Annotated in this window: 25 protein-coding genes; 21 read left to right on the top strand and 4 right to left on the bottom strand. The window is 70.9% G+C overall.

Going from position 1 to position 26,163, the window contains the following annotated elements; translation table 11 throughout:
- Nucleotides 1-74: 74 nt before the first annotated feature.
- Nucleotides 75-2,078, bottom strand: a complete 2,004-nt coding sequence (locus ISP_RS45240) for a hypothetical protein (protein WP_265049887.1) — start codon at nucleotides 2,076-2,078, stop codon at nucleotides 75-77.
- 698 nt (nucleotides 2,079-2,776) lie between these two features.
- Between ISP_RS45240 and ISP_RS45235 the strand changes: the two genes are divergently transcribed.
- Nucleotides 2,777-3,112, top strand: a complete 336-nt coding sequence (locus ISP_RS45235; protein WP_013230485.1) for an EthD family reductase — start codon at nucleotides 2,777-2,779, stop codon at nucleotides 3,110-3,112.
- Between the two features lie 137 nt (nucleotides 3,113-3,249).
- Here the strand turns inward: ISP_RS45235 and ISP_RS45230 are convergent, their stop codons facing one another.
- Nucleotides 3,250-3,705, bottom strand: coding sequence for a GreA/GreB family elongation factor (locus ISP_RS45230; protein ID WP_013230484.1), 456 nt, complete (start codon nucleotides 3,703-3,705; stop codon nucleotides 3,250-3,252).
- A gap of 124 nt (nucleotides 3,706-3,829) precedes the next feature.
- Between ISP_RS45230 and ISP_RS45225 the strand changes: the two genes are divergently transcribed.
- The 6 genes from ISP_RS45225 (at nucleotide 3,830) to ISP_RS45200 (ending at nucleotide 10,090) form a co-directional block, all read left to right on the top strand.
- Entirely contained in the window at nucleotides 3,830-4,417 is a 588-nt protein-coding gene (locus tag ISP_RS45225) for a TetR/AcrR family transcriptional regulator (RefSeq protein WP_013230483.1), read from the top strand.
- A gap of 106 nt (nucleotides 4,418-4,523) precedes the next feature.
- Complete coding sequence (locus ISP_RS45220; protein WP_013230482.1) at nucleotides 4,524-5,729, top strand: M14 family metallopeptidase; 1,206 nt, start codon at nucleotides 4,524-4,526, stop codon at nucleotides 5,727-5,729.
- A 138-nt stretch (nucleotides 5,730-5,867) separates the two neighbouring features.
- Nucleotides 5,868-6,386 (top strand): gamma carbonic anhydrase family protein, encoded by a 519-nt coding sequence (locus ISP_RS45215; protein ID WP_013230481.1) that lies wholly within the window; start codon nucleotides 5,868-5,870, stop codon nucleotides 6,384-6,386.
- Between the two features lie 33 nt (nucleotides 6,387-6,419).
- Complete coding sequence (locus ISP_RS45210) at nucleotides 6,420-6,845, top strand: uL11 family ribosomal protein (RefSeq protein ID WP_013230480.1); 426 nt, start codon at nucleotides 6,420-6,422, stop codon at nucleotides 6,843-6,845.
- 149 nt (nucleotides 6,846-6,994) lie between these two features.
- Nucleotides 6,995-8,263 (top strand): serine hydroxymethyltransferase, encoded by a 1,269-nt coding sequence (locus ISP_RS45205; protein WP_013230479.1) that lies wholly within the window; start codon nucleotides 6,995-6,997, stop codon nucleotides 8,261-8,263.
- 171 nt (nucleotides 8,264-8,434) lie between these two features.
- Nucleotides 8,435-10,090, top strand: coding sequence for an MDR family MFS transporter (locus ISP_RS45200; RefSeq protein ID WP_013230478.1), 1,656 nt, complete (start codon nucleotides 8,435-8,437; stop codon nucleotides 10,088-10,090).
- 70 nt (nucleotides 10,091-10,160) lie between these two features.
- Here the strand turns inward: ISP_RS45200 and ISP_RS45195 are convergent, their stop codons facing one another.
- Nucleotides 10,161-10,679, bottom strand: a complete 519-nt coding sequence (locus ISP_RS45195; RefSeq protein ID WP_013230477.1) for an inorganic diphosphatase — start codon at nucleotides 10,677-10,679, stop codon at nucleotides 10,161-10,163.
- A gap of 176 nt (nucleotides 10,680-10,855) precedes the next feature.
- On the opposite strand from ISP_RS45195, the gene dacB reads away from it, so the two are divergent.
- The 13 genes from dacB to folK all read left to right on the top strand — a co-directional run bounded on the left by dacB (nucleotide 10,856) and on the right by folK (nucleotide 24,475).
- Nucleotides 10,856-13,294: a D-alanyl-D-alanine carboxypeptidase/D-alanyl-D-alanine endopeptidase gene (gene dacB / locus ISP_RS45190; protein WP_013230476.1), complete on the top strand. Its 2,439-nt coding sequence runs from the start codon at nucleotides 10,856-10,858 to the stop codon at nucleotides 13,292-13,294.
- Nucleotides 13,295-13,385: 91 nt separating this feature from the next.
- Complete coding sequence (locus ISP_RS45185) at nucleotides 13,386-14,396, top strand: zinc-dependent metalloprotease (protein ID WP_037374294.1); 1,011 nt, start codon at nucleotides 13,386-13,388, stop codon at nucleotides 14,394-14,396.
- Entirely contained in the window at nucleotides 14,393-15,352 is a 960-nt protein-coding gene (tilS, locus tag ISP_RS45180) for a tRNA lysidine(34) synthetase TilS (protein ID WP_013230474.1), read from the top strand. Before ISP_RS45185 ends, tilS begins: the two co-directional genes overlap by 4 nt.
- A gap of 3 nt (nucleotides 15,353-15,355) precedes the next feature.
- A complete protein-coding gene (gene hpt, locus ISP_RS45175; protein WP_013230473.1) occupies nucleotides 15,356-15,907 on the top strand; it encodes a hypoxanthine phosphoribosyltransferase in 552 nt (183 codons plus the stop codon).
- Nucleotides 15,908-16,051: 144 nt separating this feature from the next.
- Complete coding sequence (locus ISP_RS45170) at nucleotides 16,052-16,417, top strand: hypothetical protein (protein WP_014467819.1); 366 nt, start codon at nucleotides 16,052-16,054, stop codon at nucleotides 16,415-16,417.
- 23 nt (nucleotides 16,418-16,440) lie between these two features.
- The gene (locus ISP_RS45165; protein ID WP_013230471.1) at nucleotides 16,441-17,856 is read left to right on the top strand and encodes a hypothetical protein; all 1,416 of its coding nucleotides are present in this window, start codon (nucleotides 16,441-16,443) and stop codon (nucleotides 17,854-17,856) included.
- A gap of 60 nt (nucleotides 17,857-17,916) precedes the next feature.
- Nucleotides 17,917-18,702, top strand: coding sequence for an ESX secretion-associated protein EspG (locus tag ISP_RS45160; RefSeq protein ID WP_013230470.1), 786 nt, complete (start codon nucleotides 17,917-17,919; stop codon nucleotides 18,700-18,702).
- A gap of 97 nt (nucleotides 18,703-18,799) precedes the next feature.
- The gene (locus ISP_RS45155; RefSeq protein WP_014467818.1) at nucleotides 18,800-19,618 is read left to right on the top strand and encodes an ESX secretion-associated protein EspG; all 819 of its coding nucleotides are present in this window, start codon (nucleotides 18,800-18,802) and stop codon (nucleotides 19,616-19,618) included.
- A 201-nt stretch (nucleotides 19,619-19,819) separates the two neighbouring features.
- A complete protein-coding gene (ftsH, locus tag ISP_RS45150) occupies nucleotides 19,820-22,219 on the top strand; it encodes an ATP-dependent zinc metalloprotease FtsH (RefSeq protein ID WP_013230468.1) in 2,400 nt (799 codons plus the stop codon).
- Nucleotides 22,197-22,802, top strand: coding sequence for a GTP cyclohydrolase I FolE (gene folE / locus ISP_RS45145; protein WP_014467817.1), 606 nt, complete (start codon nucleotides 22,197-22,199; stop codon nucleotides 22,800-22,802). The genes ftsH and folE overlap by 23 nt, the downstream gene beginning before the upstream one ends.
- 35 nt (nucleotides 22,803-22,837) lie before the next feature.
- Nucleotides 22,838-23,635: a dihydropteroate synthase gene (gene folP, locus ISP_RS45140; protein ID WP_014467816.1), complete on the top strand. Its 798-nt coding sequence runs from the start codon at nucleotides 22,838-22,840 to the stop codon at nucleotides 23,633-23,635.
- Nucleotides 23,628-23,987 carry a dihydroneopterin aldolase gene (gene folB / locus ISP_RS45135; RefSeq protein WP_013230465.1) on the top strand — a complete coding sequence of 120 codons (360 nt, stop codon included), beginning with the start codon at nucleotides 23,628-23,630 and terminating at the stop codon, nucleotides 23,985-23,987. Before folP ends, folB begins: the two co-directional genes overlap by 8 nt.
- The gene (gene folK, locus ISP_RS45130) at nucleotides 23,984-24,475 is read left to right on the top strand and encodes a 2-amino-4-hydroxy-6-hydroxymethyldihydropteridine diphosphokinase (protein ID WP_013230464.1); all 492 of its coding nucleotides are present in this window, start codon (nucleotides 23,984-23,986) and stop codon (nucleotides 24,473-24,475) included. The genes folB and folK overlap by 4 nt, the downstream gene beginning before the upstream one ends.
- Nucleotides 24,476-24,675: 200 nt before the next feature.
- On the opposite strand, the gene ISP_RS45125 is transcribed toward folK, so the two are convergent.
- Entirely contained in the window at nucleotides 24,676-25,611 is a 936-nt protein-coding gene (locus ISP_RS45125) for a helix-turn-helix domain-containing protein (protein ID WP_013230463.1), read from the bottom strand.
- Between the two features lie 61 nt (nucleotides 25,612-25,672).
- Here ISP_RS45125 and ISP_RS45120 point away from each other — a divergent pair, with 61 nt between their 5' ends.
- Entirely contained in the window at nucleotides 25,673-26,134 is a 462-nt protein-coding gene (locus ISP_RS45120; RefSeq protein ID WP_013230462.1) for a DUF3180 domain-containing protein, read from the top strand.
- Nucleotides 26,135-26,163: the final 29 nt, after the last annotated feature.

Here is a 26,163-nt window from a genome sequence, read left to right as displayed (position 1 = left end):
GGCCGGGTCGCCGTCCGGTGACCCGGCCCGGGCGGGTGGCTATGCACCCGCCCGGGTGTCTGGTGAGAAGCGGCTTACTCGTCGCTCTCGTCGTCTTCGTCCTGGTCGTCGGCGAGCACGTCAGGCTCGTCCGACAGGACGCGCGGGGCCTCTGCCGCCGTGGCCGCGTACTCGACGCCGGTCATGAACCAGCGCTGGATCTTCTTCTCCGCGCCGTCCAGGATGCCCAGCCACGTCCGGGCAGTGACGACGGGAAGGCCCTGCACCTCAATCAGACGCTGGCCCGCTTCGTCGTCGTCCTCGTCGACCGTCTCCCGGACGGACTCAAGAGCCGTGATGCCGTTCCGCAGGTCCCCGAGCGCATGCTGGATCGCGCGCTGGGCGTCCATGAACGGGTCGATGTCCGTCTTGCCGGAGTCGGGGCGGCCACCGCGGGGGAACAGCTCGTACCTGACGCGGTCGTTGGTGAGGCGGACGTCGTTCTGAGCGCCGTCCCGTTCGACGGTGCCGTCCGCGCCGCGGAGCTTGGGCGGCTGACCGGCGCGACCGTCCTTGACGATGCTGGCCAGCTGCTGGACGCCGGCAGGTGTCTCCGCCATTGCCTGGAGGACGTCCCCGACCTTGCGGCGGTCGGACCCGGCGCCGCGGTCGTTACGCGGAACCTTCAGCACGTCGTAAAGCCCGACGTAGTAGAGCGCGCGGACCGCGAGCTCGGTAGACGCGGGTCCGAGCGCGCCCTTCTCCGCGTCCTTCACAGCTGCTTTGGTCAGTGCCGTCAGGCTGCGGTTCGTCGGCTTCCACGTGTTCGCCAGCGCGACGTGCCCGCCATTGACGAGGACCTTGATGACCTGATCGAGGGCCTTTTCTTCCTGGAACCGGGGCGTTCCCCTGAACTCGCGGGCCGTCAGCTCGACCGCCAGAGGGATCTTCGTGGTGCCCCGAACCTGGACCCGGCTCGTCTCCGCACGGCGCTTCTCCTTGCGCAGGACGAAGGCGATCGGGCCGCGGATGACGTCGTGAACCTCGGGGTTCTTTGTCGTGAACAGCCACATCAGCCGCGCGAAACGGTCGTCCGGGTTCTCCGCGAGCTCGTCGACCGCCGGGTCGGCAAACGGCAGCCGTCCTCCGAGCCACTCGTACTCCACATGGTCACGCACGTGACCGGCACGGAACACAGCCGCGAGACAGTCATCGGCCAGGACCGAGTTCTGGGCGTTGTCGCTCCAGTCCTCCTTGACGTTCAGGTGCTCCTGGGCCACCTTGACCTTGATCGCCTCTTCGAGGTCAATCGAGCCCGGTTCATCCGGCTCGAACCCGACGATCAAGATGAAGTTCGTCCGCGCGCACCGGACACGACCCTGTTCTTCGGGCGTGATGTCCTTGGCCGGCTTCGCGACGATCTGGTTGATCTCGTCGATGAAGTCGCTCATCGGCTTGGCGCGCGACGGCATCCTGAAGAGCGTGTCCTCCGGGGTGCACTTCAGGACGTGCTGAGCCCAGCTCGTGCGCGTCGAGCCCTCGCGGACCCTGGGCACGGCAATAGGCGGAGTGCCGTCCTCGAACTCGATGTCAGCCATGACGCCGAACGGGGCGTCCATGATCCCCTGCTGGCTGATGTCGGGGTACAGCTCGTTGTTCTTGCGGGTCCTGGCCATCGACCGGGTGAGCGCCGCGGCGAGGTCGTCGCGGCTGGAGACCTTGATGCCGATCTCGGCGGTCCCGGCGACCACCTCGGACGTGAAGACCGACAAGTTCTCGTCGGCCGCCCCGGCTGCAGCGGCGTAGGTATAGTCGGCGGCGTTACGGGGGTTGCTGAAGTCGGCCATCAGCCGCGGCACCCACACCTCACCCTCGACGAAGAGCAAGTCTCCGCCGGGGATCCGCATGGTGCGCAGGTTGTCGAGCTGCGGCAGGACCCGGTCGGGGCGGACGAACAGCGTCGACATGGCGCCGGCGACGCGGTCGCTCATGCCGAGTTCCTTCTTGGCCTTCGCGCGCAGCTGCTTGATCAGCTCCGGATCAGGCAGAGATGGCAGAGGTCGCAGCGGCCGCGGCATCCTGGTCTCTTCGCCGACCACCTGGGTCGGCTGCTTCTTCTCTTCGGACACGTCTTGCTCCTTCGGGACAGGTCACCGCAGGAGGGGGTCTCCCGCGGGTACTTCACGCGGGAGCCGGACGCCGAACCAGGCTCACGCTCCGAGCCTCCGGCAGATCTGGCCTGCCATCACCCGAGCGGCTTGAGTGTGCCGATCGCGGCGGTTGCTTGACCTCTGAGCTGCTGGTGCAGCTGCTGCGGGTACTTGCTGCTTCCCCACGGGTCGGCGCCCGGGTTCAGCTGGCCGCGACGCATACTCACGTCGTGACGAGCATCATAGCAGCCGGTGCCGACAGACCGACGCAGCACCAGTCAGAAGCCCAGCCGTCCGCCTGGCACCGAAGACGTGCCCGGTGTCCGGCGGGGAGGCATCTCCGGCGTCTGCTGGGTGACAAAGTGAGTGACAACCGAGACCGAGGGACGCGGACGCCCACGGACGTTGGCGGACTGCGCATCCGCAGGTCGGAGAGCTGTGCCCAAGGTCAAGAAGTGACGAATTCCGCTCGTAATGAATAGGTCAGGGGTTCGATTCCCCTAGGCGGCTCCGCAGGTCAGGCCCCATCCGAGACACCTCGGGTGGGGCCTGATTCGTCTGGTGAGTGACTAAGAGCCCATACCGTGGTGCCCGTATGGCGACTGCCTGAGACTGTTATGGTCGCTCGCCGCTGACCGGAGGTTCTCATGCACAAGCTGGTGGTCCTGTATTCCGAGCCCGCCGATCCCGGCCACTTCCGCGACTACTACGTGAACCACCACCTCCCGCTGGTCGCGCAAATGCCCGGCCTGCTCGCGTGGCGCTACAGCTTCGACGTGACAGCGATGCCGGGACAGACGCCGTACTTCGCGATCTTCGAAGCCGAGTTCGCTGACGCTGCGGCAATGACCGCGTCGAGGGAGTCTCCGGAGGGCCGGCAGGTGAGCGCCGACGTCGCCAACTACGCCACCGGTGGTGCGACCGTCATCCACTATCCGGTGCAGGACGGCACCGTGGATCTCGGACGCGGCCGAGACGCCTAAGCAGGACGGCTCAGCCGCGCTCGGCGGACGCGCGCACCTTGTGCTGTCACCACCTTAAGACGGCGCTCGGAAACCACCCGTACGGGATGACGAAGGGCCCCCGGCCAGACGCCAGGGGCCCTTCGGACGGCTGAAACCTACTTCGGCGGGGTCAGCTTCACCACCGTGGCCTTGGCGTCGCCACGGGGCGTCCGGTAGGTGATCTCGTCGCCCGCTTTGGCGCCGACCAGGGCCAAGCCCAGGGGGCTGTCCGAGGTGATCGCGTCCGCGTCCTCGCCCGGGACCGTCACCACCTGGAACGTCTCTTCGTCTCCGTCGGCGAAGCGCAGGGAGACCACCGTGCCGTCCGGGAGCTGGCTGTTGCCGTAGCCACCGTGCTCCATCTTGGCCGCCAGGTCGGCGATCTGGCGGTCCAGCCGGGCCGCGGCCTCCGCCCGGTCGATCACGTCCGCCTGGTCCGCCGCGTCCCCGGTGCGTTCCTGCTCGCCGGGTTGCGGCGCGAGGGCTGCCCGTTGCGCGCGCAAGTTCTCGATTTCCTTCTCCAGCTGGCTGCGCGCAGCCGGGCTGAGCCCCTTGTCCCCTGAGATCACCATGCCGGGCATTGTCCGCCGCGCGGACCGGGGTGGCCAATCCGGTTTTTCACCCGAAAGCCGCCCACAGGACGTCTGCCCTAGGATTTCGGGTCCGGCGTCCAGGAAGAAGGTAACGAGAATCACCGTGAGCGCAGTCCCCGGCCGCAGCGAGCGGCTCTCGCCGAACCAGCTGGCCAAGCAGGAACAGATCGTCGAGGCCGCCCGCGTCGTCCTCGCCCGCGACGGGCTCGCCGGGTGCACCGTCCGGGCCATCGCCGACGCCGGCCCGCTCACCAAGAGCGCGATCCACTACTACTTCGCCGACATCGACGTCCTCATCGACCGGGCGATGGCCGCCCACATCACCGCCTTCGCCGCGGGCCTGCGCGAGGTCGCCGCGAAGCACGACGAACCCCGCGAGCGGCTCTTCGCCGTCCTCGAGGAGTACCTGAGCGTCTTCGCCGCGAACCCGAACGCCGCCTTCCTCTGGTTCGAGTACTGGATCGCCGCCGGGCGGGCGCAGCACCCGCAGGCCATCGACGTCATGCTCACCTCGCTCACGGAACTGCTCGCCGAGCTCCTCGCCCCGCTCGACGTCGACGACCCGCGCGCCCGGGCCCGCGCCCTGCTGTCGTACCTGCTGGGCACGGTCGTCCAGCAACGGGTCCGCCCGCGGCCGTTCGCCACGCTGCGGGCCGACATCGAGGCGCTCTGCTTCGCGAACTACGGGTAGATACCGCCAATAGATCCGTACTGCTCCGGATTGCGTACTACGTCCGGCTCCCGCCAAGGTCGAGGGACCCCCGAGAGCAGGAGACGTGATGCGCAAACGAACGTGCATGGCAGCGGCCGCGGCCGTCCTCTTGGTGCTCACCACCGGCGGCCCGGCCGGTGCCGCCCAGCCCGGCGGACCGCAGGTGTACGAGGTGACCGGCGCCGCCACCGCCCAGCAGCGCACCGAGGTCGCGCGGACCGGCGCCGACATCCTCGACGCCGACGGCGCGACGACCACGGTCATCGCCACCCCCGGCGAAGCGGCCCAGCTGCGCGCGGAGGGCTTCGGCGTCAAGGCGCTCGGCGCGGTCAACCGGCCGCAGGGCACCGCGACCGTCGAGGACTTCCCGGCGGGCTACACCGGCTACCACACGTACGCCGAGACGCAGACCGAGCTGCAGAAGACCGTCGCCAACTATCCGACGCTCGCGAAGCTGGGCAGCGCCGGCACCTCGTACGAAGGCCGCGCCCTCTCGCTGATCAAGATCAGCGACAACGCCGCCACCGACGAGAACGAGCCCGAGGTGCTCTTCACCTGCAACCAGCACGCGCGCGAGCACCTCACCACGGAGATGTGCCTGCACATCGTCCAGCGGCTGACCAGCGGATACGCCACGGACCCCGCGATCAAGCGGCTGGTCGACAGCACCGAAATCTGGGTGATCCCCAGCGTCAACCCCGACGGCTCCGAGTACGACATCTCCGGCGGCACGTTCCACAGCTGGCGCAAGAACCGCCAGGGCCCCGGCACCGACACCAACCGCAACTGGGGCTACAAGTGGGGCTGCTGCGGCGGTTCGTCGGGCTCGACGTCCAGCGAGACCTACCGCGGCACGGCGGCGTTCTCCGCGCCCGAGACCCGGGCCGTCTCGAACTGGGTGAACTCGCGCGTGGTCGGCGGCGTCCAGCAGATCAAGACGCACATCGACTTCCACACCTACTCCGAGCTGGTGCTCTGGCCGTTCGGCTACACCTACGCCGACACCGCGCCGGGCCTGACCGCGGCCGAGGCGCAGAAGTTCCAGACGCTCGGGAAGCAGATGGCCGCGACCAACGGCTACACGCCGGAGCAGTCCAGCGACCTCTACATCACCGACGGCAGCGTCAACGACTGGATGTGGGCGACGCACAAGATCTGGAGCTTCACCTTCGAGATGTACCCGAAGGGCAGCAGCCCGGGCTTCTACCCGCGTGACACCCAGATCGGGCCGCAGACCACGCGCAACGACCAGGCCGTCGACATCCTGATCAACGCCGCGATCACCGGTTGACCCCACTTGGTGCTTTCCGAGGGTCCGGGTGGCGGAGCCCCCGGCCCGAGGCGAAGCCTCGGATGTCACCGCGGCTCGCGAACGGCCTCCTTCCCCGCTGAGCCGGGGAAGGAGGCCTGCGCGGTTTAGGGTGCGGGCATGCCTCTGTTCTCGTTCGAAGGGCTCAGCCCGCAGGTCCACCCGGACGCCTGGATCGCCCCCACCGCCACGCTCATCGGCGACGTCGTCGTCGAGAAGGACGCCTCGGTCTGGTTCGGCGTGGTGATCCGGGCCGACTTCGGCCGGATCGTCATCCGCGAGGGCGCCAACATCCAGGACAACTCGGTGATCCACGTGAACGACGGCGTCTGCGAAGTCGGCAAGAACGTCACGGTGGGCCACCAGTGCCTGGTGCACGACTGCACGATCGGGGAGCAGGCGCTGATCGGCAACGGCTCGACGGTGCTCGACAAGGCGAAGATCGGCGCGCGGGCGCTGGTCGCGGCCGGCGCGACCGTCACGCCGTCGACCGAGGTGCCGGAAGAGGTGATCGCGATGGGCAGCCCGGCGAAGAAGTTCGTCCCGCTGACCGACTCGGCGCGGATGTGGGTCGAGCACAACGCGGCGATCTACCAGGAGCTGGCGCGCCGGCACCGCGCGGGACTGAAACCGGTTTGACCCTCCAGCAACTGGAGACTCTAGCTTCGGGGCATGGCTCCGAAGAAGAAACTCACCCACCAGGTCACCCTGGAACTCACCGCGGGCAACGCCCCGGTCGTCGACCTCGGCAAGATGCTGGGGCAGACCGGGGTCAACCTCGTCGAGATCAAGAAGGCCTACGACGCGGCGACGGCGGCCCAGCGCGGCGACATCGTGCCGGTGGTCGTCTCGGTGTTCGAGGACCGCTCGTTCGCGCTCCGGCTCAAGACGCCCCCGACGTCGTTCCTCATCAAGAAAGCGTTGGGGGACAAGGGTTCGTCGCGGCCGGGGCACGAGGTCGCCGGGAAGCTCACGACGGAGCAGCTGCGCGGGATCGCCGAGCGGAAGCTGCCCGACCTGAACACCTCGGACGTCGAAGCGGCGATGCGCACGATCGCGGGCACGGCCCGTTCGATGGGTGTCGTGGTCGTGCCCTGAACGTCGGGTGAACCGGCTTTCGAGCGTCGTGGACTAGGCTCTTCCCCGCAGCAGCGACTGGCGCCATCGAGGTGGAGCACCACCGGGAAGCGACGACGAGGCCGGCACCGCGCGCCTGGGTGAAGGCCACTCCAGAGCCGGAGTACGCCATGACACACCAGCCGAAACTGACCGCACTCGCCGCCGCCGACCCCGCCATCGCCGGGCTCGTCGAGGACGAAGCCAAGCGGCAGCACGACAAGATCCGCCTGATCGCGTCGGAGAACTACGTCTCGCAGGCCGTGCTCGAAGCCACCGGGACCGTGCTCACCAACAAGTACTCCGAGGGCTACGCGGGCAAGCGGTACTACGAGGGCCAGCAGTTCATCGACCAGGTCGAGCAGCTCGCCATCGAGCGGGCGAAGGCCGTGTTCGGCGCCGACCACGCGAACGTCCAGCCGTACTCCGGTTCTCCGGCCAACCTGGCCGTGTACCTGGCCTTCGCGCAGCCGGGCGACACCGTGCTCGGCATGGCGCTGCCCGACGGCGGCCACCTCACGCACGGCTGGAGCGTGTCCGCCACCGGCAAGTGGTTCACGCCGGTGCGCTACGGCGTCGCGAAGGAGACCGGCCGCGTCGACCTCGACCAGGTGCGCGACCTCGCCCGGCAGCACCGGCCGAAGCTGATCTTCGCCGGCGGGACGGCGATCCCCCGCACGATCGACTTCCCGGCGTTCGCCGAGATCGCCGCCGAGGTGGACGCGGTGCTCGTCGCCGACATCGCGCACATCGCCGGCCTGGTCGCGGGCGGCGCGCACCCGTCGCCGGTCGGGCACGCGCAGGTGATCACGACGACCACGCACAAGACCCTGCGCGGCCCGCGCGGCGCGATGATCCTCTCCGACGCCGACCACGCGAAAGCCGTCGACAAGGCGGTGTTCCCGGGGCTGCAGGGCGGCCCGCACAACCACACGACCGCGGCGATCGCGGTCGCGCTCGGCGAGGCGCAGCAGCCGTCGTTCAGCGACTACGCGCAGCGGATCGTCGCGAACGCCCGTGCGCTGGCCGACGCGCTGCTCGCCTGCGGTTACGACCTCGTGTCCGGCGGCACGGACAACCACCTGCTGCTGATCGACCTGACGAACAAGGGGGTGGCGGGCAAGCCGGCCGCCCAGGCCCTGGACCGCGCGGGCATCGAGCTGAACTACAACACGGTGCCGTTCGACCCGCGCAAGCCGTTCGACCCGTCCGGCATCCGGCTCGGCACGTCCGCGATCACCACCCGCGGCCTGCGGCCGGAGCACCAGGTCGAGGTGGCGGCGTGGATCGACCGCACGATCACCGCGGCGGCCGCGTCCGACGAGTCCGCGCTGGACACGATCGCCGCGGAGATCCGCGAGTTCCTGGCGCCGTTCCCGATCCCGGGCTACTCCGCCTGACGCCTGCCCGCCGAAGGCCACCTCCGAGCCCGGAGGTGGCCTTCGGTGTGTCCGAGACGGGCGTCACAAAATATTTGGTTGCACTCTACAAGCTTCCCGGGGAATACTTGGCTCAGGCAAGTAGTTGAGCGGTACAAGCAACTACGCGGAGACTTCCCGAGGGAGACCACCATGAGCGACACCACCACGGCGGAAGGAGCAGCCGCTACGAACGGCAAACTGACTCACCGCCAGATCCTCACCGTCCTGTCCGGGCTGATGCTCGGCATGTTCCTGGCCGCACTCGACCAGACCATCGTGTCGAGCTCGATGCGCACCATCGCCGACGAGCTCCACGGCCTGTCGCTGCAGGCATGGGCCACCACCGCCTACCTGATCACCGCCACGCTCTCGACGCCGCTGTACGGCAAGCTGTCCGACCTCTACGGCCGCAAGCCCATGTACCTGACGGCGATCTCGCTGTTCCTGATCGGCTCGCTGGCCAGCGGCATGGCGACGTCGATGTACGAGCTCGCCGCGTTCCGCGCCTTCCAGGGCCTGGGCGCCGGTGGCCTGATGTCCCTGGCGCTGGCGATCATCACCGACATCACCGCGCCGCGTGAGCGGAGCAAGTACCAGGGCTACTTCATGGCCGTGTTCGGCATCTCGAGCGTCGCCGGCCCGGTCGTCGGCGGGTTCTTCGCCGGCATCGACACCTTCGCCGGCATCACCGGCTGGCGCTGGGTCTTCCTGGTCAACGTCCCGATCGCGCTCGCCGCGCTGGTCGTCGTCACCAAGGTGCTGAACCTCCCGCACACCCGCGTGGACCAGAAGGTCGACTACTGGGGTGCCGTGGCGCTGGCCACCGGCCTGGTGCCGCTGCTGATCGTCGCCGAGCAGGGCCGAGAGTGGGGCTGGGGCTCCGCCGCTTCGATCGCGATGTACGTCGTCGGCGCGCTGGGTGTGTCCGCCTTCGTCTGGATCGAACGCCGGATGGGCGACGCCGCCCTGCTGCCGTTGCGCCTGTTCAACCGGTCGGTGTTCCGGATGTCGACGATCGTCACCGTGGTGCAGGGTGCCGGGATGTTCGGCGCGATGATGTCGCTGCCGCTGTACCTGCAGATCGTCAAGGGCGCGACGCCGACCCAGGCCGGCCTGCAGATGCTCCCGCTGACGCTGGGCATCATGGTCGCCAGCCTGACCAGCGGCCGGGTGATCGCGGCCACCGGCCGGTACAAGATGTTCGCGGTGGCCGGGATCGGCCTGATGGCGGCGGCGCTGTTCGCGCTGTCGACGATCACCGTCGACACCTCGCTGGCCCTGGTCATGGTGATCGCCTTCGTGATCGGCCTCGGCCTCGGCGCCTCGATGCAGACGCTGGTGCTGGCCGCGACCAACGACGTCCGCCCGCAGGACATCGGCGTCGCCACCTCGGCGGCGACCTTCTTCCGGCAGATCGGCGGCACGGCGGGCACCGCGGTGTTCCTGTCGATCCTGTTCGGCACGGTCGGCGACCGGATCGCGAACGCCATCCGCTCGGCGATGACCACGCCGGCCTACACCGCGGCGCTGGCGCAGCACCCGGAGTTCGCGAAGCAGATGCAGAGCGGCCTCGACGTCAACGACACGTCGTTCCTCTCGACGCTCGACCCGACGCTGGCCCGGCCGATCCTGCAGGGCTTCGCCGAGTCGATGAGCACGGTGTTCCTGGTCGGCGGGATCGTGCTGACCGTCGGCTTCGCGCTGGTGTGGTTCCTCAAGGAGAAGCCGCTGTCGGACAAGTCGGCCATGGAGCAGCGCGCGGACGCCGAGGCGGACGCCGCTCCGGCTCTCGCTCTGGCGCACTGACCGGGTGAAAAAGGCCCCCTCGGGAGATCCCGAGGGGGCCTTCTTTCCGTGCGGGTCTTTTCCGTGCGGGCTAGTGGGCCGAGCCGCCGTTGGCCGCTTCCTTGGCCAGGCGGTCGGTCTCGCGCTCGTACGAGCGGCCGATTTCGGCCTCGGCCTCGGTGCGGCCGACCCAGCTCGAGCCTTCGACGCTCTTGCCGGGCTCGAGGTCCTTGTAGACCTCGAAGAAGTGCTGGATCTCCAGCCGGTGGAACTCGTTCATGTGGTGGATGTCGCGCAGGTGCTCGAGGCGCGGGTCGTTCGACGGGACCGCGATGACCTTGTCGTCCGGGCCCTTCTCGTCGGTCATCCGGAACATGCCGATCGCGCGGCAGCGGATCAGGCAGCCCGGGAAGGTGGGCTCCTGGACGAGCACCATCACGTCCAGCGGGTCGCCGTCCTGGCCGAGGGTGTCGTCGATGAAGCCGTAGTCGGCCGGGTACTGCGTGGCCGTGAACAGGGTCCGGTCGAGCTTGATGCGGCCGGTCTTGTGGTCGACCTCGTACTTGTTGCGCTCCCCCTTGGGGATTTCGATCGTGACGTCGAACTCCACGCCTGTCCTCACTGCTTCTTCATAGGTCCGGGCATCCCCTGCGTCGCAGGCGGCAACCTTCATGACTGTCTTGACGTCTCCTAGTGTGGACTACGCCCTGCCCGGGGGTCGCATCGATGTCGGCCTCGCGGCATGTGAGCTTGGCCCCTCCCGGGGCAGGTGAGAAGGAGTGGTGGGTGCCGGAAAACGACCAGCCGATGTGGCCTTCGTCGGACGAAGACCGCTCGTCGTCCGGCGCGCGGGAGACCACTCCGATGTCCCTGCCGGACCCGCCGAAGAGCGCTCCGGGCGACTCCGGCGTGCCCAAGGTCACAGGCAGCCAGGCGCCGAAGGGATCGTGGTTCGCGCCGAACGTCCCGCCCGCGCCGGTCCCCGGTCTCAACGCCCCGGTCGAGGAGCCGCCGCCCCCGCCGTCTCCGGCCAAGCAGGACCTCGCCGACCGTCTCGGCAGCCGTGAGCCGAAGCAGCAGCCCGCGGCCCAGCAGCCCACGCCCGAGGAGCAGCCGCCGTCGGCGGAGCCCGCCGAGCAGAGCACCCAGTACATCCGGGTCGAGCAGTCCGAGCTCGAGCCCGCCGCGCCGGCCTCGGCCGGGGAGAGCACCCAGTACGTCGAGCCGCCCGAGCCGAAGGCCGCCGCGCCGTCGCCGGCCGGGGAGAGCACCCAGTACATCGAGGTGAAGCCGTCCGGGCCGGTGCCGGTGGTGCCGATCGAGCGCCACGTCCCGCCCCGGGAGGAGCCGAAGCCGGAGGAACCGCAGCAGCAGTGGCGTGAGGAGCTGCAGCACTGGCGCGAGGAGCAGCAGCGCCGGGAAGAGCAGCTGAACCGCGGGGCCGGGCAGCGCCGCGAAGAGCCGGAGGCCCAGCAGCAGCCCGCCGCGCCCTGGAGCCAGCGCCTCGAGCTGCGGGAGGATCGCGCCGGCGACCGGCCGGCCGAACCGGGCGACCGCCGTCCCGCGCTGCCGCCGGAGCCGCCGCGCGGGGTGGTGCCCTCGGCGTCCGCCGGCTCGCTGGCCCGCCCGCAGCGGATCGAACCCGACGGGCAGCGGTTCGACGCCGAGGCGACCGTCGGGATCGAGCGGCCCACCCAGTTCCCCGGCGTCTTCCAGCAGCAGCCGCAGCTGCGCGGCGACCAGCCCCGCACCGAGCAGCGGGCCGAGCCGCCCGCCGAGCCGCCGACGCCGCCCGCGGCCGAAGCGCCGGCCGCCGAAGAGCCGCCGAAGAAGAAGCGACGCAAGGGCAAGCTGATCGCGCTCGTCGTGGTCGTCCTCCTGGTGCTCGCCGGTGGCGGGGTCGCCGCGGCGACGCCGAAGGTGGCCAACCGGCTGGGCCTGCCGTGGGCCCCGAACGCGCCCAAGGGCGACCCGCCGTCGCCGTCCGCGGCCACGCGTCAGCTGCAGGGGCCGGCGACGTCCGGGACGGCCCCGACCGCGAACGGCGTCAAGTCCGCGGTGGCCCCGGCGGCCGGCAACAGCGCGCTCGGGCAGCTCACCGGCAGCGTGATCGACCCGGTGACCGGGACCGTGCTGTGGGACCACGGCTCGTCGACGCCGGTGACACCCGCGTCGACGACGAAGGTGCTCACCTCCGCGGCCGCGCTGCTCTCGCTGGACCAGAACCTGCGCCTGTCGACCAAGATCGTGCAGGGTGCGGACCCGGGCACGGTGATCCTGGTCGGCGGCGGCGACACGACGCTCACCAGCCTGCCGCTGGGCACCGACTCCCCGCTCTACCCCGGGGGCGCGCACGTCGACGACCTCGTCGCGCAGGTCAAGAAGGCGGCGCCGGGCGTCAAGAAGGTGCAGGTCGACCTGACGCTGTTCAAGGGAGCGACGACCGCTCCGGGCTGGGAAGCGGGCGACGCGCCGTCGACGTACGCGACACAGATGTCCCCGGTGATGGCCGACGGCGGCCGCATCAACGCCAAGGACAACAACTCGCAGCGCATCGCGAACGCGGGCAGCGCGCTCGCGTCGACGATCGCCTCGAAGCTGGGTGCTTCGGCGGGGGGTCAGGCGACCGCGCCCAAGGACGCGAAGGTGGTCGGCGAGGTGAAGTCGGCCCCGCTGACCGAGCTGGTGTCCGACCTGATGGTGCTCTCCGACGACGTCCTCGCCGAGGCGATCGCCCGGCAGATCGCGCTCGCGAACGGCGAAGAAGCCAGCTACGCCGGCGGCGCCAAGGCGACCATCAAGGTCCTGAAGGACCACGGCTTCGACGTCTCGGGTGTCGTGCTGTCCGACGGCAGCGGCATCTCGGTGCAGAACCGCATCCCGGCGCGGCTGCTGACCCAGCTCCTGGCGGCCGCGGCGGCGCCGGAGGGCAAGAACCCGGGCACGGCGAAGCTGCGTCCGGTGCTGGCCGGCCTCCCGGTCGCCGGCGGCTCGGGCACCCTCGCCGACAAGCGGTTCGACGCGCCGGCGTCGCAGGCAGGCCGCGGCTGGGTGCGGGCCAAGACGGGCACGCTCACCGGGGTCAACACCCTCGCCGGGCTGGTCCTCGACCAGGACGGCCGGGTGCTGGTGTTCGCGTTCATGTCCAACGGCTCCGACACCGACTCCGGCCGGGCCGCCCTCGACGCCCTCGCGACGAGCCTGCGCAAGTGCGGCTGCGCCTAGCGGACGCCGAACCGTACGAAGATCGTGGCCGGAAACCGGCACCGGGGCAGGTAGCGTCGGAAGGGTGAGTCAGGAAACGCAGACCCGGCCCATGGTCGACTGGGCGATCGCCGCGCAGACCGGCGCGTTGCTGGTGCGCGGGGGCCCGCAGGTGCCGCGGGAACAGGCCGACGAGGCCGTCACCGACCTGCGCGAGCTGACCGTCGAGGCCGAGGGGCACGTGCGGCAGCTGACGAACCTGGGACTCGACCTGCCGCTGCTGCCCGGTGAGGTGGTCGACCGCCCGGGCTGGGTCCGGTCGGCCGCGGCCGGGCTGGACGCGCTGACCGGCCGGGCGCTGCCGCAGCAGGGCGGGCCGCTCGGGCCGATCCTGGCCGGCGGTGCCGGTGTCCAGACCGGACTGGTGCTCGCCTTCCTCGCCAGCCGGGTCCTCGGCCAGTACGACCCCTTCGGCGGCCCCGAGCGCGCCGGCTCGCTGCTGCTGGTGGCGCCGAACGTCGTCGCCGCCGAGCAGGCGATGGACGTGCCCGGCCACGACTTCCGGCTCTGGGTCTGCCTGCACGAGTGCACCCACCGGCTCCAGTTCACCGCGGTCAAGTGGCTGCGCGACTACTTCGCCGACGAGGTCGAGCGGCTCGTCTCCGGCCTCGCGGGCGGCGGCACCGACAGCCTGGCCGACCTGGTCGGCCGGCTGCCGGAGGCGATCAAGCAGGGCCCGAAGCTGAACCTGGCCGAGCTGCTGCAGTCGCCGAAGGAACGCGCGGTGTTCGACCGGCTGCTGGCGCTTTCGACGCTCCTGGAGGGGCACGCCGACTACGTCATGGACGCCGTCGGGCCGCAGGTCGTGCCGAGCGTCGACCGGATCCGCGCGCGGTTCACCGCCCGGCGGAAGGGCGGCGGCGTCTTCGACCGGCTGCTGCGCGCGCTGCTCGGCGTCGACGCGAAGATCCGTCAGTACGAAGAAGGCGCGAAGTTCACGAAGCACGTCGTGGACGCCGTCGGCATGGACGGCTTCAACGCCGTCTGGCGGTCGCCGAACACCCTGCCCTCGCGCGCCGAGATCGCCGACCCGGCGGCGTGGGTCCGGCGCCTGCACGGATGACCGGGCCGGCGGTCGCGGCCGTTCGCCGGGCCGTCCGCGCCTTCCTGGAGACGCTCGAGGCGCCGCCGGAGCTGTGCGTCGCGGTCTCCGGCGGTGCCGACTCCCTGGCGCTGGCCGAGGCGGCCGCGTACGTGGGGCACCACCGCGGGCACGTCGTCCGCGCGCTGGTCGTGGACCACGGCCTGCAGGAGGGCTCGGCGAAGATCGCGGCCGACGCGGCCGCCGCGGCGAAGGCACTCGGCGTCGACGAAGCCGAGGTGCGCCGGGCCGACGTCACCGGCGCGGGCGGCCCGGAAGCCGCCGCGCGCAAGGCCCGCTACCGCGTCCTCGCCGGGCACGACCTCGTGCTGCTCGGCCACACCCTAGACGACCAGGCCGAAACGGTCCTGCTCGGGCTCGGCCGCGGTTCTGGCCCACGCAGCGTCGCCGGGATGCGGCCGCACGATCCGCCGTGGGGGCGCCCGCTGCTCGCCGTCGGCCGGGCCACCACCCGGGCCGCGTGCGCCGAGCTCGGCGTCGAGCCGTGGGACGACCCGCACAACGCCGAGCCGCGCTTCACCCGCGTCCGGCTGCGCACCGAAGTCCTGCCGCTCCTGGAAGACGTCCTCAACGGCGGGGTGGCCGCCGCACTCGCCCGCACGGCCGCGCAGCTGCGGGACGACAACGAGGCGTTGGACACACTGGCGGAGGAGATCTTCACCCGCGCGGGCGGCCCCGATGGGCTGGATGTGGCCACCCTCGCCCCCGAGCCGTCGGCGGTCCGGCGGCGGGTTCTCCGCAGGTGGCTGCTGGCATCGGACGTGCGCGAACTCACGGACGCCCACCTTCGCGCGGTCGACGCGCTCGTCGCCCGGTGGCGCGGTCAGGGCGGCGTCTGGTTGCCGGGCAACTTGGAAGCGCGCCGGGCGCATGGCAGGCTCTGCGTCGTCTCCCAACCCACCACCCGAGGGGAATGACCCGTGTACGAGGGCGAAATCGCCTCCGTGCTCGTCACCGAGCAGCAGATCAAGGACAAGATCGCGGAGCTGTCGGAGCAGATCGCCGCCGACTATCCGGCCAACGGGCAGGGAGAACTCCTGCTGGTGGGCGTCCTGAAGGGCGCGGTCATGTTCATGACCGACTTCGCCCGCGCGCTGCCGCTGCCGACGCAGCTGGAATTCATGGCCGTCTCCTCGTACGGATCGGCGACTTCGTCGTCCGGTGTCGTGCGCATCCTCAAGGACCTCGATCGCGACATCGCGGGCCGGGACGTCCTGATCGTCGAGGACATCGTCGACTCCGGCCTGACGCTGTCCTGGCTGCTGAAGAACCTCGCCAGCCGCAACCCCGCGTCGCTCGAGGTCGTTTCGCTGCTGCGCAAGCCGGAAGCGGTCAAGGTCGACGTGCCGGTGAAGTACATCGGCTTCGACATCCCCAACGAGTTCGTCGTCGGCTACGGCCTCGACTACGCCGAGCGCTACCGGGACCTGCCCTACATCGGCACCCTGGACCCGAAGGTCTACGGCGCGTAGTTCACCGACCGTTCACCGCAACCACCGGATTTTCGGAACCCCCGGCTCGTTGTTTGCGTCATAGGCTCTGATCACGTGCGTTAACCTATGCGAAGACCAATCGTGCCCGCGGTGACCGGGTCGGGGGAACGGGAGAGAGTGCAGATGGGGAACAGCAACGCTGCCGACGCGAACGCCTTCAAGGCCGCGGCCGCGGCGGGTCAAGTCGGGGTCGACCCCGACGCCGCCCAGACCGTGCTGAACAAGATCCGCACGGGCAAGGACGCGGTCGAGGCCCTGCTCGCCGGCGCGGGCACGCTCGCCCAGCCGCCGAAACTCGGCGACAACCCGGTCGGCAACGCGATGGCCGCGAAGTTCGTGCAGCGCGCGGACGGCGGGGGCGACTCCTACGCCGCCGCGCTGCAGAACCTGCTCGACCAGTACTCCGCCGCCGAAGAGGGCATCGTCACGGCGATGGCCAGGTACCACGAGATCGACCAGGCCGCGGCCGACCCGTTCCGTAACGCCTGAGTCCAGAGGGGGATTTCGAAGTCATGGCTCCGAACCAGAGCGACCAGCCGTCGAAGACCGACCCGGGCTCACTCGTCCCGCTCGGCGACAACTCGGCGTCGCAGAACATCGTCGAGAACGCCCGCGGCAGTGCCGGCGGCTTCGACATGGGCAGCGACCGCGCGATCGCCAACCCGCCGAACTGGAACGCGCAGGAAAGCCAGCAGCTCTACGCCGGCGCGGTCAACAACAACGACCCCGGCACCGCGGAGGCGACCGGGCAGGCCTGGGCGCACCACGGCAGCGAGCTGAAGCAGGCGTCCGACCACCTGTACAACGCGATCGCCGAGCTGGGCAACGCCTGGGTCGGCCGCGGCGCCGCGGGTGCGCAGGGCGCGCTGGTGGCCATCGCGAACTCCGGTTCGCAGGCCTCCGACGCCGCGCACACGATGTCCGACCGGCTCGCCCGGCAGGCCGCGGCGGCCGCCGAGGTCAAGAAGATGCCCGCTCCGAAGGACTACGACCCCAATCAGGCCATGGCGGCCGCGCTGGCCGGCGGTCCGGCGGCGCTGATCGCCGACCAGAAGGCGCAGTCCGACGCGGCCAACGACGTCAAGGCGCAGCAGGTCGCGTTCTTCAACGCCTACACGCAGGCCATGAGCGAGGTCGACAACTCGACCCCGAGCTTCGGCCCGGAGTCGCTCGACATGAAGCCGACGGCGTCGCACAACTCCGTGTCGTTCAACGCGGTGAACAACGTCGGCAGCTCGGGCTCGGTCGACGCGCTGCCCGGCGCGGGCAACGCGATCTTCGCCTCCGGCGCCGCGGGCTTCGGCGGCCACGGCGGCGCGTTCGGCGCGCAGCACGCCGGGGTCGTCGGCCCGAACGGCGGCCACGGCGGCGTTGCGGGAGCGGGAACCGCAGCCGGCTTCGGCCAGGACGCGGCCGCGCTGGGCAGCGACGGTGCCGGCGGCTCGGTCGCGGCGGGAGCAGGCACCACCACCGGCGCGGGCCACGTCGCCCCGGGCGTCGGGCAGCCGGGTGGCAGCAACCCGCTCGGCAAGATCGGCATGGGACTCGGCCTGGGTGGGGCGGCCGGCGGCCTCGGCGCGCTGGCGTCGCGGGCGCTGGGCGCGGGCAGCAAGTCCGGCGCCAAGAAGTCCGAGAACGAAACGACCCTCGCGTCGGCACAGGGCCAGGGCCAGAGCGCCGCGTCGGCCCAGGCGCCGCAGCAGGGCGTCGTCTCGTCCGCGGGCACCATCGGCGGGCAGACCCCACCGCCGATGAACCCGGCGGGCATGGGCGGCATGGCCCCGCAGGGTGCCCAGGGCGAGCAGGACGCGGAGCACACGCACGCGTCCTTCCTCATCGAGGCGGACCCGGACGAGGCCTTCGGCGCGAACCAGGCGACCCCGCCGCCGGTCATCGGCGCGTGGTCCGAGGACGACGAAGACCGCTGATCCGTTCGGACCGGGCACGCTCACCGCGGGCCCGGTCCGGTTTCTCCTGGGGGTGGCTCGATGCCGAACGCTGAGCTGCTCACCCCGGTCGAGGTCGACTTCCTGTGGGAGTCGGCCGGGCTGGGCGAGCTGCCGTACCCGTTCAAGATCCCGTCGCACGGCGCGACCGTCGACGAGCGGGCGCTGCTGCGCCGCCGCACGTTGGAGGGGCTCACCGCGCGCGGTCTCGCCGACGGCCGCGGCCGGCCCGAGCCGCACATCGAGGACTACTTCGGCGTGCTGGCCGCCCCCGAGCTGAGCCTGGACGCCGTCCAGCTGATCGCCCCGGACGCCCAGGCGCTGCTCGCGGTCGCCGGCGTGCTGGGCGGCCAGGGCCTGCTGGCCGTGCAGGACACCCGCGGCCTGCACCTGCAGCCGTGCCCGGCCGACGGGCTCGCGAGCGCGATCGTCTCGCTGCTGCCCGGTGGCCCGCGCGGGACCGAAAGGTCGGTCACGGTGCCGCTGGAGCAGCTGGTCGGCGCGCCGGGCGTCGACTTCCTGCAGCGCCGCGGCAACGGCGACGAGCGCTCGTCGGCCGACGAGGACCGCAAGGCGCTGGCCCGGCTGCACGCCCAGCCGCGGCTGCGCGGCGGCCAGATCGGCGCCAACGCCCGCACCCGGATGGGCGCGCGCACCCGCACACCGGTCCTGAGCTGGTTCGACACCGAGACCGGCCGCTACTTCACCCAGGCCACCCGCGGCCGCGACGGCCGGGACTGGATCACCATCGCCCCGGCCGACGCCGCCACGTTGCGCCACCGCCTCGGCGAGATGCTCGCCGGAGCCGCGACCACCAGCGCGGTCTGAACCCGGGTTCTCCGGACGTGCCCTGCTCGCCGCCGGACCCGTCCGGTTTTGTCGGTGCTGCGGGCTACGCTGGGCAAGAGTCCGATCCGGGAGAGTGATGATGCAAGAGTTCTTCTCGCCACTGGCGTTCGACTTCCTCTGGGAGTCGGCGCGGGTCGGGGAGCTGCCGTACCCGCTGATCGTCCGGTCGCACGGCGCCACCGAGAACGAGCGCGTGTCGCTGCGTCACCGCGTCGACGTCGAATTCAAGGCGCGCGGCATCCGCGAACCGCGCGGCACACTCGCGCCGCCGATCGAGGACGCCCTGCACCTGCTGGCCTTCGCCCCGCTGACCATCGACGCGCTGCACATCCCGCAGTTCGAAGCCCCGACGATCGGTGTCCTCGCGGCCGCCGACGAGACGAAGGGCGTGCTCGCGATCCAGGACGCCGACGGCATCTGGCTGCGGGACGTCCCGCCGGACGGTCTCGTCTCCGCGGTCGTCGGGGTGCTGCCGGCCGGGCCGCGCGGCAGCGAGGCGTCGGTCACACTTCCGCTGGACGACGCCCTGCGCACCGCGCCGATCCGGGTGCCGGTGCCGTCGTCGGGTGAGGAAGAAGACAGGCGCCGGGGCAAGGCGCGGCGGACTCCGCTGAGCGAGCGCCTCACGGCCGATCCGCGTGAGGCCTACGGCCGCATCGCCGGGCAGCCCCGGCAGCGCGGCGGTCAGCTGGCAGCGAACAGCCGTTCGCAGGTCGGGGCCAAGCAACGGTCCCGCGTGCTGGCCTGGTTCGACACCGCGACCGGGCGCTACCTGAGCCTCTCCCGCGCAGGTACGGACGGGCGCGAGTGGGTCACCGTGGCCCCGGCGGACCCGGCCACGCTGCGCACCCGGCTGGGCGAGATGGTGGGCAGTGTGTCGGACGGCACGCGATAGCGTGACCACCGCGGACACCGGCCGGGAACCCGGGCGCGGTATCGCCCGTTGACCTGCGAGAGGCTCACAGGGGATGAACGCGGCAGCGGACGGTACCCTGATGAGCAGGTGTTCAGGCACCACGGGTTGTCAAGATCGTGATGGCGGGTATCACAGGAGCCGCCCAACCAGGGAGGGTCGAGGCCACCAGGGCCGAGTCGTATGAACCGGAAGAGCGTGCTCAGGAACCCACTGCTGTGGATCGTCGCGGGGTTGCTGGCGTTGTTCGCGTACAACACGATCTTCGACAGTGATCGTGGGTACACCCAGGCACCCATCTCGGTGGCGAACTCCCAGATCACCTCGAACAACGTCAAGGAAGCCAGCCTCGAGGACAAGGAACAGCAGCTCAAGCTCCTGCTGGTCAAGCCCATCGACGTCGACGGCCAGCAGGTCACCCAGATCATTTCGCAGTACCCGGCGGACGCCACCCGCCCGATCTACGATTCGTTGATCAAGACGGAGGCCGGCGCCCAGCCGATCAAGTTCACCACCAAGGTGACCCAGCAGGGCGTGCTGACGCAGATCCTCATCTTCGCCATCCCGCTCGCCCTCGTCCTGGGCCTGCTGATGTGGATGATGAACAACGCCCAGGGCGGCGGCAACCGCGTCCTCAACTTCGGCAAGTCCAAGGCCAAGCAGCTGAACAAGGACATGCCCAAGACGACCTTCGGGGACGTCGCGGGCGCCGACGAGGCCGTCGAAGAGCTGTACGAGATCAAGGACTTCCTGCAGAACCCGGCGCGATATCAGGCGCTCGGCGCGAAGATCCCGAAGGGCGTGCTGCTCTACGGGCCGCCGGGTACCGGCAAGACGCTGCTCGCGCGAGCCGTCGCCGGCGAAGCGGGCGTGCCGTTCTACACGATCTCCGGCTCGGACTTCGTCGAGATGTTCGTCGGTGTCGGTGCGTCGCGAGTGCGTGACCTGTTCGAACAGGCCAAGCAGAACGCGCCGTGCATCATCTTCGTCGACGAGATCGACGCGGTCGGCCGCCAGCGCGGTGCCGGCCTCGGTGGCGGGCACGACGAGCGTGAGCAGACGCTGAACCAGCTGCTCGTCGAGATGGACGGCTTCGACGCCCGCGGTGGGATCATCCTGATCGCGGCGACGAACCGGCCCGACATCCTCGACCCGGCGCTGCTGCGCCCCGGCCGGTTCGACCGGCAGATCCCGGTGTCCGCGCCCGACCTGCGCGGCCGCAAGGCGATCCTCGAGGTGCACGCCAAGGGCAAGCCGATCGCCCAGGGCACCGACCTGACCAGCCTGGCCAAGCGGACCGTCGGCATGTCCGGCGCCGACCTGGCGAACGTCCTCAACGAGGCCGCGCTGCTCACCGCCCGCCAGAACGGGCACGTGATCACCGATGTGGCGCTGGAGGAGTCGGTCGACCGCGTCGTCGGCGGCCCGGCGCGCAAGAGCCGGATCATCTCCGAGAAGGAGAAGAAGATCACGGCCTACCACGAGGGCGGGCACGCGCTCGCCGCGTGGGCGATGCCGGACATCGAACCGGTCTACAAGCTGACGATCCTGCCGCGCGGCCGCACGGGCGGGCACGCGCTGCTCGTCCCCGAGGACGACAAGGACCTGATGACCCGCTCCGAGATGATCGGGCGGCTGGTCTTCGCGATGGGTGGCCGCACGGCGGAGGAGCTCGTCTTCCACGAGCCCACCACCGGCGCGTCCTCCGACATCGAGCAGGCGACGAAGATCGCCCGCGCGATGGTCACCGAGTACGGCATGAGCGCCCGGCTCGGCGCGGTCAAGTACGGCCAGGAGCAGGGCGACCCGTTCCTCGGCCGCTCGGCCGGCCGTCAGGCGGACTACTCGCTCGAGGTGGCGCACGAGATCGACGAGGAGGTGCGCAAGCTCATCGAGACGGCGCACACCGAGGCGTGGCACGTGCTCAACACCTACCGCGACGTGCTCGACGAGCTGGTCATCGAGCTCCTCGAGAAGGAGACGCTGACCCGCAAGGACCTGGAGCGGATCTTCGCGACGGTCGAGAAGCGCCCGCACATCACCGTGTTCAACGAGTTCGGTGAGCGGACGCCTTCGGACAAGCCGCCGATCAAGACCCCGGGCGAGCTGGCGATGGAGCGCGGCGAGCCGTGGCCGCCGCCGGAGAAGGAGAAGCCGGTCCTGAAGCCGGAGCCGACCCCGGTCGGCACCGCCCAGGGCGCGGGCGACCTGCCCGGTGGCCCGCCGTACCCGTCCCCGGTGGACCCGAACGCGAACCCGTACGCCCCGCCGCAGCCGGGTGCCTACCCGAACGGCGGCCGTCCCTACGGCGGCCCGAACGGTGGCCCCAACGGCACGGCCCACTGGCCGCAGAGCTACGGCGGCCAGCAGCCGGGCGGTCCGGCCGGCCAGAGCGGCCCACCGAACTACGGTGCCCCTCCGGGCTGGACGCCCGCGACCTCGCCGGGCGGTCAGCCGGGCCAGTCGTGGCGGCCCGGCGGTGAAGAACGCCCTCGTGAGCACGGCTGGTTCGCCGACCAAGCCGGCAACCAGCAGAGCGAGGGGGAGCGTCGTGACGTGGATGGACCAGACAAGCCACAGTGACGCCGACCGCCCGGTCTTCGACCACGACCGGGCGGAGAAGGCGATCCGCGAGCTCCTCTTGGCGTGCGGTGAAGACCCGGAGCGGGACGGTCTCAAAGACACTCCCGCCCGGGTCGCCCGGGCGTACCAAGAGATGTTCGCGGGGCTCTACACCGAGCCGGACTCGGTGCTGGACCGCACGTTCGACGAGTCCCACGAAGAGCTGGTGCTGGTCACGGACATCCCGATGTTCAGCCAGTGTGAACACCACCTGGTGCCCTTCCACGGCGTCGCGCACGTCGGGTACATCCCGAACGCCGCCGGGAAGGTCACCGGGCTGTCCAAGCTCGCCCGGCTCGTCGACCTCTACGCCAAGCGCCCCCAGGTTCAGGAGCGCCTGACCTCGCAGGTCGCCGACGCCATCGTCCGCAAGCTCGAACCCCGCGGTGTCATCGTGGTGATCGAGGCCGAGCACCTGTGCATGGCGATGCGCGGCATCCGCAAGCCCGGCGCCCGCACGACCACCTCGGCCGTGCGGGGACAGTTGAAGAACTCGCCCTCGTCGCGGGCGGAGGCGCTCGACCTCATCAGGGCGCGCCGGTGAGCGTGGGGCTTCCCGCGCCCGGCCGGTGCGTCGTGATGGGCGTGCTGAACGTGACGCCCGATTCCTTTTCGGATGGTGGCCGCTACCTCGGGCTCGACCAGGCGCTGGAGCACGCCCGCGAGATGTGGGCGCGGGGCGCCGACCTGATCGACGTCGGCGGCGAGTCGACGCGGCCGGGAGCGTCCCGAGTGGACTCCGCCACCGAACTGCAGCGCGTCCTGCCGGTGATCAAGACGCTCGCCGCCGAAGGGGTCGCGCTGTCGGTCGACACCACGCGGGCCGCCGTCGCCGCCGCGGCGCTCGAAGCCGGCGCGCACGTCATCAACGACGTCTCCGGCGGGCTGGCCGATCCGGACATGGCGCGCGTCGCGGCCGAGGCCGCGGTGCCGTGGGTGCTGATGCACTGGCGCGGGCACAGCAAGGACATGCAGGCGCTCGCCGAATACCGGGACGTCGTGGCGGACGTGCGGGCCGAACTGCGGTCCAGAGTGGACGCGGCGCTCGCGGCCGGTGTGGCGGAGAGCGCCATCGTGCTGGACCCCGGGCTCGGGTTCGCGAAGAACGCCGAGCACGACTGGGCGTTGCTGCGCGGGCTGGACTCGTTGCGCTCGCTCGGTTTCCCGGTGCTCGTCGGCGCTTCGCGCAAGAGGTTCCTCGGCCGTCTTCTGTCCGAAAAGGACGGCACGCCGCGCTCGCCGGACGGCCGGGAGGACGCCACCGCGGCGATTTCCGCGCTCGCCGCGGCCGCCGGTGCGTGGGGCGTGCGCGTGCACGAGGTCGGGGCTTCGCTGGACGCGGTCGCGGTGGCCGCCGCATGGAGGACGGATGGCTGACCGGATCACGCTGACCGGGCTGCGCGTGTTCGGGCGCCACGGCGTGTTCGAGCACGAGAAGCGGGACGGCCAGGAGTTCGTCGTCGACGTCACGGTGTGGCTGGACCTCGGGCCGGCCGCCGCGTCGGACGACCTGACCAAGACCCTGCACTACGGCGAGCTGGCCGAGCTGGCGGCCGGGATCGTCGCGGGCGAGCCCTACGACCTCATCGAGAGTGTCGCGGGCAGGATCGCCGACGAGGTGTTGCGCGACGAGCGCCTGAGCGCGGTCGAAGTGACGGTCCACAAACCGTCGGCCCCGATCCCGCTGACGTTCGACGACGTCGCTGTCACGGTCCGGCGCGGCCGGTGAGCCGCGCGGTGCTGTCGCTGGGCTCGAACCTCGGCGACCGCCTGGGGTTCCTCCAGTCGGCGCTCGACGCCGTTCGGCCGGCGCTGGTCTCGGTGTCGAGCGTGTACGAGACCCAGGCGTGGGGCGTCGAGGACCAGCCGGACTTCCTCAACGCGGTGTGCGTGGTCGACGACCCGGCGCGCGACCATTGGGCGTGGCTGCGCACGGGTCAGGCCGCCGAGCAGGCGGCGGGCCGGGTGCGCGAGCTGCACTGGGGCCCGCGGACGCTGGACGTCGACGTGGTCACTGTGGACGGCGTGACGTCGGCGGACCCGGAGCTGCTGCTGCCGCACCCGGGAACGCCGGACCGCGCGAGCGTGCTGGTGCCCTGGGTCGAGATCGAGCCCGACGCGATCCTGCCGGGCCACGGCCCGATCGCGGAACTGCTGGAGGCCCGTCCGGCGGACGAGGTGGCGACTGTCCGCCGGACGGACCTCGAACTGCGCTGACCCCAGGGCATGGCCTGTGGACAACACGCGGACCCTGTGGACAACCCGGGTGCGCGGACCCGGAATTGTCGGTCCTCGCGAGTAACGTTGAAACCGGGGGTCCCCCGAGCGGCCGGTGGGCGAAGATGGCTTATCGGTGAACCGGAAGTGACCGTTACCGATCACCGCCGGGCCGTCGCCGAAGTGCCGTTCCGGTGCGGTCAGCCGCGCAGAGCCGCGATCATGAAACCGACCGCGGGCTGCGTGGTCGCGACCGGCGGCCAGCCGTTGATGATGGCGAGCAACTGCCAGTAGCGCTCGGCGCGCGGGTCGCCGCTGGCGGCGAAGCGGTCCGCCAGCTCGCTGCGGAACTCGGCCGAGCCCGCGTCCTGGTCGGGTCGTGCGGAGGCCGCCGCGATGTCGGCCGCAAGCGCTTGCCCCCGTTCGGACGTCGGGGTTTCTCCGGCATCGACAGCCTCCTGGGCGCGGGCCATCCACTCGTTCCAGTGGGTTCGCCAGGCCTCCGCCGGCTGCTGGAACTCGCCGTCCTGGATCTGCTGGGCCTGGGTTTCGCTCATCTTGCGGATCAAGGCCCGGAACGCGGGGTCCTGGACCAGCTCGGCGAACTCGATCCAGGCCTCGAGCTGCTCGGGTGTCGGGTCGTCGGGCAGCTCCGGCTTTCCGGCGCGCATCCGGCGGTAGAACTCCTGGTCGACGTCGAGACCGGCGACCATTTCGTCCCAGAACTCGTCGACCAGCCGCTTGCGCTCCTCGTCGGACATCGACGCGAGACGGTTCATCAGGTTCACTTCCTCCAGTTCGGAATTGCGCTTGGCCACCGCGCGCAGCACCGCCCGGCGCAGCCGCAGCCGCCGGATCTGCTCGTCGAGGGCCTCGACGTGCCGGACCGCCAGCTCGCCGACGGTCGTCGACTGGGTCAGGGCGGCGGAGACGTCGGCGAGGCCGAGACCCAGCTCCCGCAGCGTGCGGACCAGCTCCAGGCGGGCCATCGCCGCCGCGTCGTAGAGCCGGTAGCCGGCGTCCGTCCGGTCGGTCGGCGGCAGGAGGCCTTCGTCCGAGTAGAAGCGGATGGTCTTGACCGGCAGGCCGGTCCGCCGGGACAGCTCGCCGATGGTGAAGGTCGCGGTGGTGCCCACAAGACGCATGATGAACTCTCCAGTCGGTGGAGAGTCAACTCTTCCACGGTACGGTTGAGGCATGCACTTCACCCGGCCTCGCGACCTCGTGGTCGCCGGGCTGCTCGGCCTCGGGCTCGGCTACCTGCTCTTCCAGACGGCCTACGGCTCGCTGCCGCAGCTGCCGCTGCTCGCCGGTGTCACCTTCGCCGTGCTCGCCGTCATCGAGGTCGTCCTCGCCTTCTCGGTCCGGTCGCGCATCAAGAACGGCCGGGTCGTCGGCGCGATCGGGGTCGCCCGATCGGTGGCCCTCGCCAAGGCTTCGTCACTCGCCGGAGCGTTCATGGCGGGCGCCTGGCTCGCGGCCCTCGCCTACCTTTTTCCCCGACGTGACGAACTCGTCGCCGCGGTGCTCGACACGCGCGCCGCGGTGGTCGGCGCGGTGTCTTCCGCGGCCCTGGTAGCAGCGGCTTTGTGGCTAGAACACTGCTGCCGGACCCCTCGCGACCACGATCGTGAGCGCACCCGCGGGACGACCGGTTAGCGCTGGAATCCCACCGCTCGCTGGACCGA

The sequence above is a fragment of the Amycolatopsis mediterranei genome (assembly GCF_026017845.1).
GTDB lineage: Bacteria > Actinomycetota > Actinomycetes > Mycobacteriales > Pseudonocardiaceae > Amycolatopsis > Amycolatopsis mediterranei.
Note: the sequence above shows the minus strand (reverse complement) of the source record. Positions and strands in the feature narration are given on the sequence as shown.

Bases quoted from the DNA above. Each gene is read 5' to 3' on its own strand.
- ISP_RS45120 (WP_013230462.1), top strand. From the start codon at position 25,673: ATGCACTTCACCCGGCCTCGCGACCTCGTGGTCGCCGGGCTGCTCGGC.
- ftsH (WP_013230468.1), top strand. From the start codon at position 19,820: ATGAACCGGAAGAGCGTGCTCAGGAACCCACTGCTGTGGATCGTCGCG.
- folB (WP_013230465.1), top strand. From the start codon at position 23,628: ATGGCTGACCGGATCACGCTGACCGGGCTGCGCGTGTTCGGGCGCCAC.
- ISP_RS45210 (WP_013230480.1), top strand. From the start codon at position 6,420: ATGGCTCCGAAGAAGAAACTCACCCACCAGGTCACCCTGGAACTCACC.
- ISP_RS45160 (WP_013230470.1), top strand. From the start codon at position 17,917: ATGCCGAACGCTGAGCTGCTCACCCCGGTCGAGGTCGACTTCCTGTGG.
- ISP_RS45200 (WP_013230478.1), top strand. From the start codon at position 8,435: ATGAGCGACACCACCACGGCGGAAGGAGCAGCCGCTACGAACGGCAAA.
- ISP_RS45155 (WP_014467818.1), top strand. From the start codon at position 18,800: ATGATGCAAGAGTTCTTCTCGCCACTGGCGTTCGACTTCCTCTGGGAG.
- ISP_RS45215 (WP_013230481.1), top strand. From the start codon at position 5,868: ATGCCTCTGTTCTCGTTCGAAGGGCTCAGCCCGCAGGTCCACCCGGAC.
- ISP_RS45205 (WP_013230479.1), top strand. From the start codon at position 6,995: ATGACACACCAGCCGAAACTGACCGCACTCGCCGCCGCCGACCCCGCC.
- folP (WP_014467816.1), top strand. From the start codon at position 22,838: ATGGGCGTGCTGAACGTGACGCCCGATTCCTTTTCGGATGGTGGCCGC.
- ISP_RS45170 (WP_014467819.1), top strand. From the start codon at position 16,052: ATGGGGAACAGCAACGCTGCCGACGCGAACGCCTTCAAGGCCGCGGCC.
- folE (WP_014467817.1), top strand. From the start codon at position 22,197: ATGGACCAGACAAGCCACAGTGACGCCGACCGCCCGGTCTTCGACCAC.
- ISP_RS45185 (WP_037374294.1), top strand. From the start codon at position 13,386: ATGGTCGACTGGGCGATCGCCGCGCAGACCGGCGCGTTGCTGGTGCGC.
- ISP_RS45230 (WP_013230484.1), bottom strand. From the start codon at position 3,705: ATGGTGATCTCAGGGGACAAGGGGCTCAGCCCGGCTGCGCGCAGCCAG.
- ISP_RS45235 (WP_013230485.1), top strand. From the start codon at position 2,777: ATGCACAAGCTGGTGGTCCTGTATTCCGAGCCCGCCGATCCCGGCCAC.
- tilS (WP_013230474.1), top strand. From the start codon at position 14,393: ATGACCGGGCCGGCGGTCGCGGCCGTTCGCCGGGCCGTCCGCGCCTTC.
- ISP_RS45220 (WP_013230482.1), top strand. From the start codon at position 4,524: ATGGCAGCGGCCGCGGCCGTCCTCTTGGTGCTCACCACCGGCGGCCCG.
- ISP_RS45165 (WP_013230471.1), top strand. From the start codon at position 16,441: ATGGCTCCGAACCAGAGCGACCAGCCGTCGAAGACCGACCCGGGCTCA.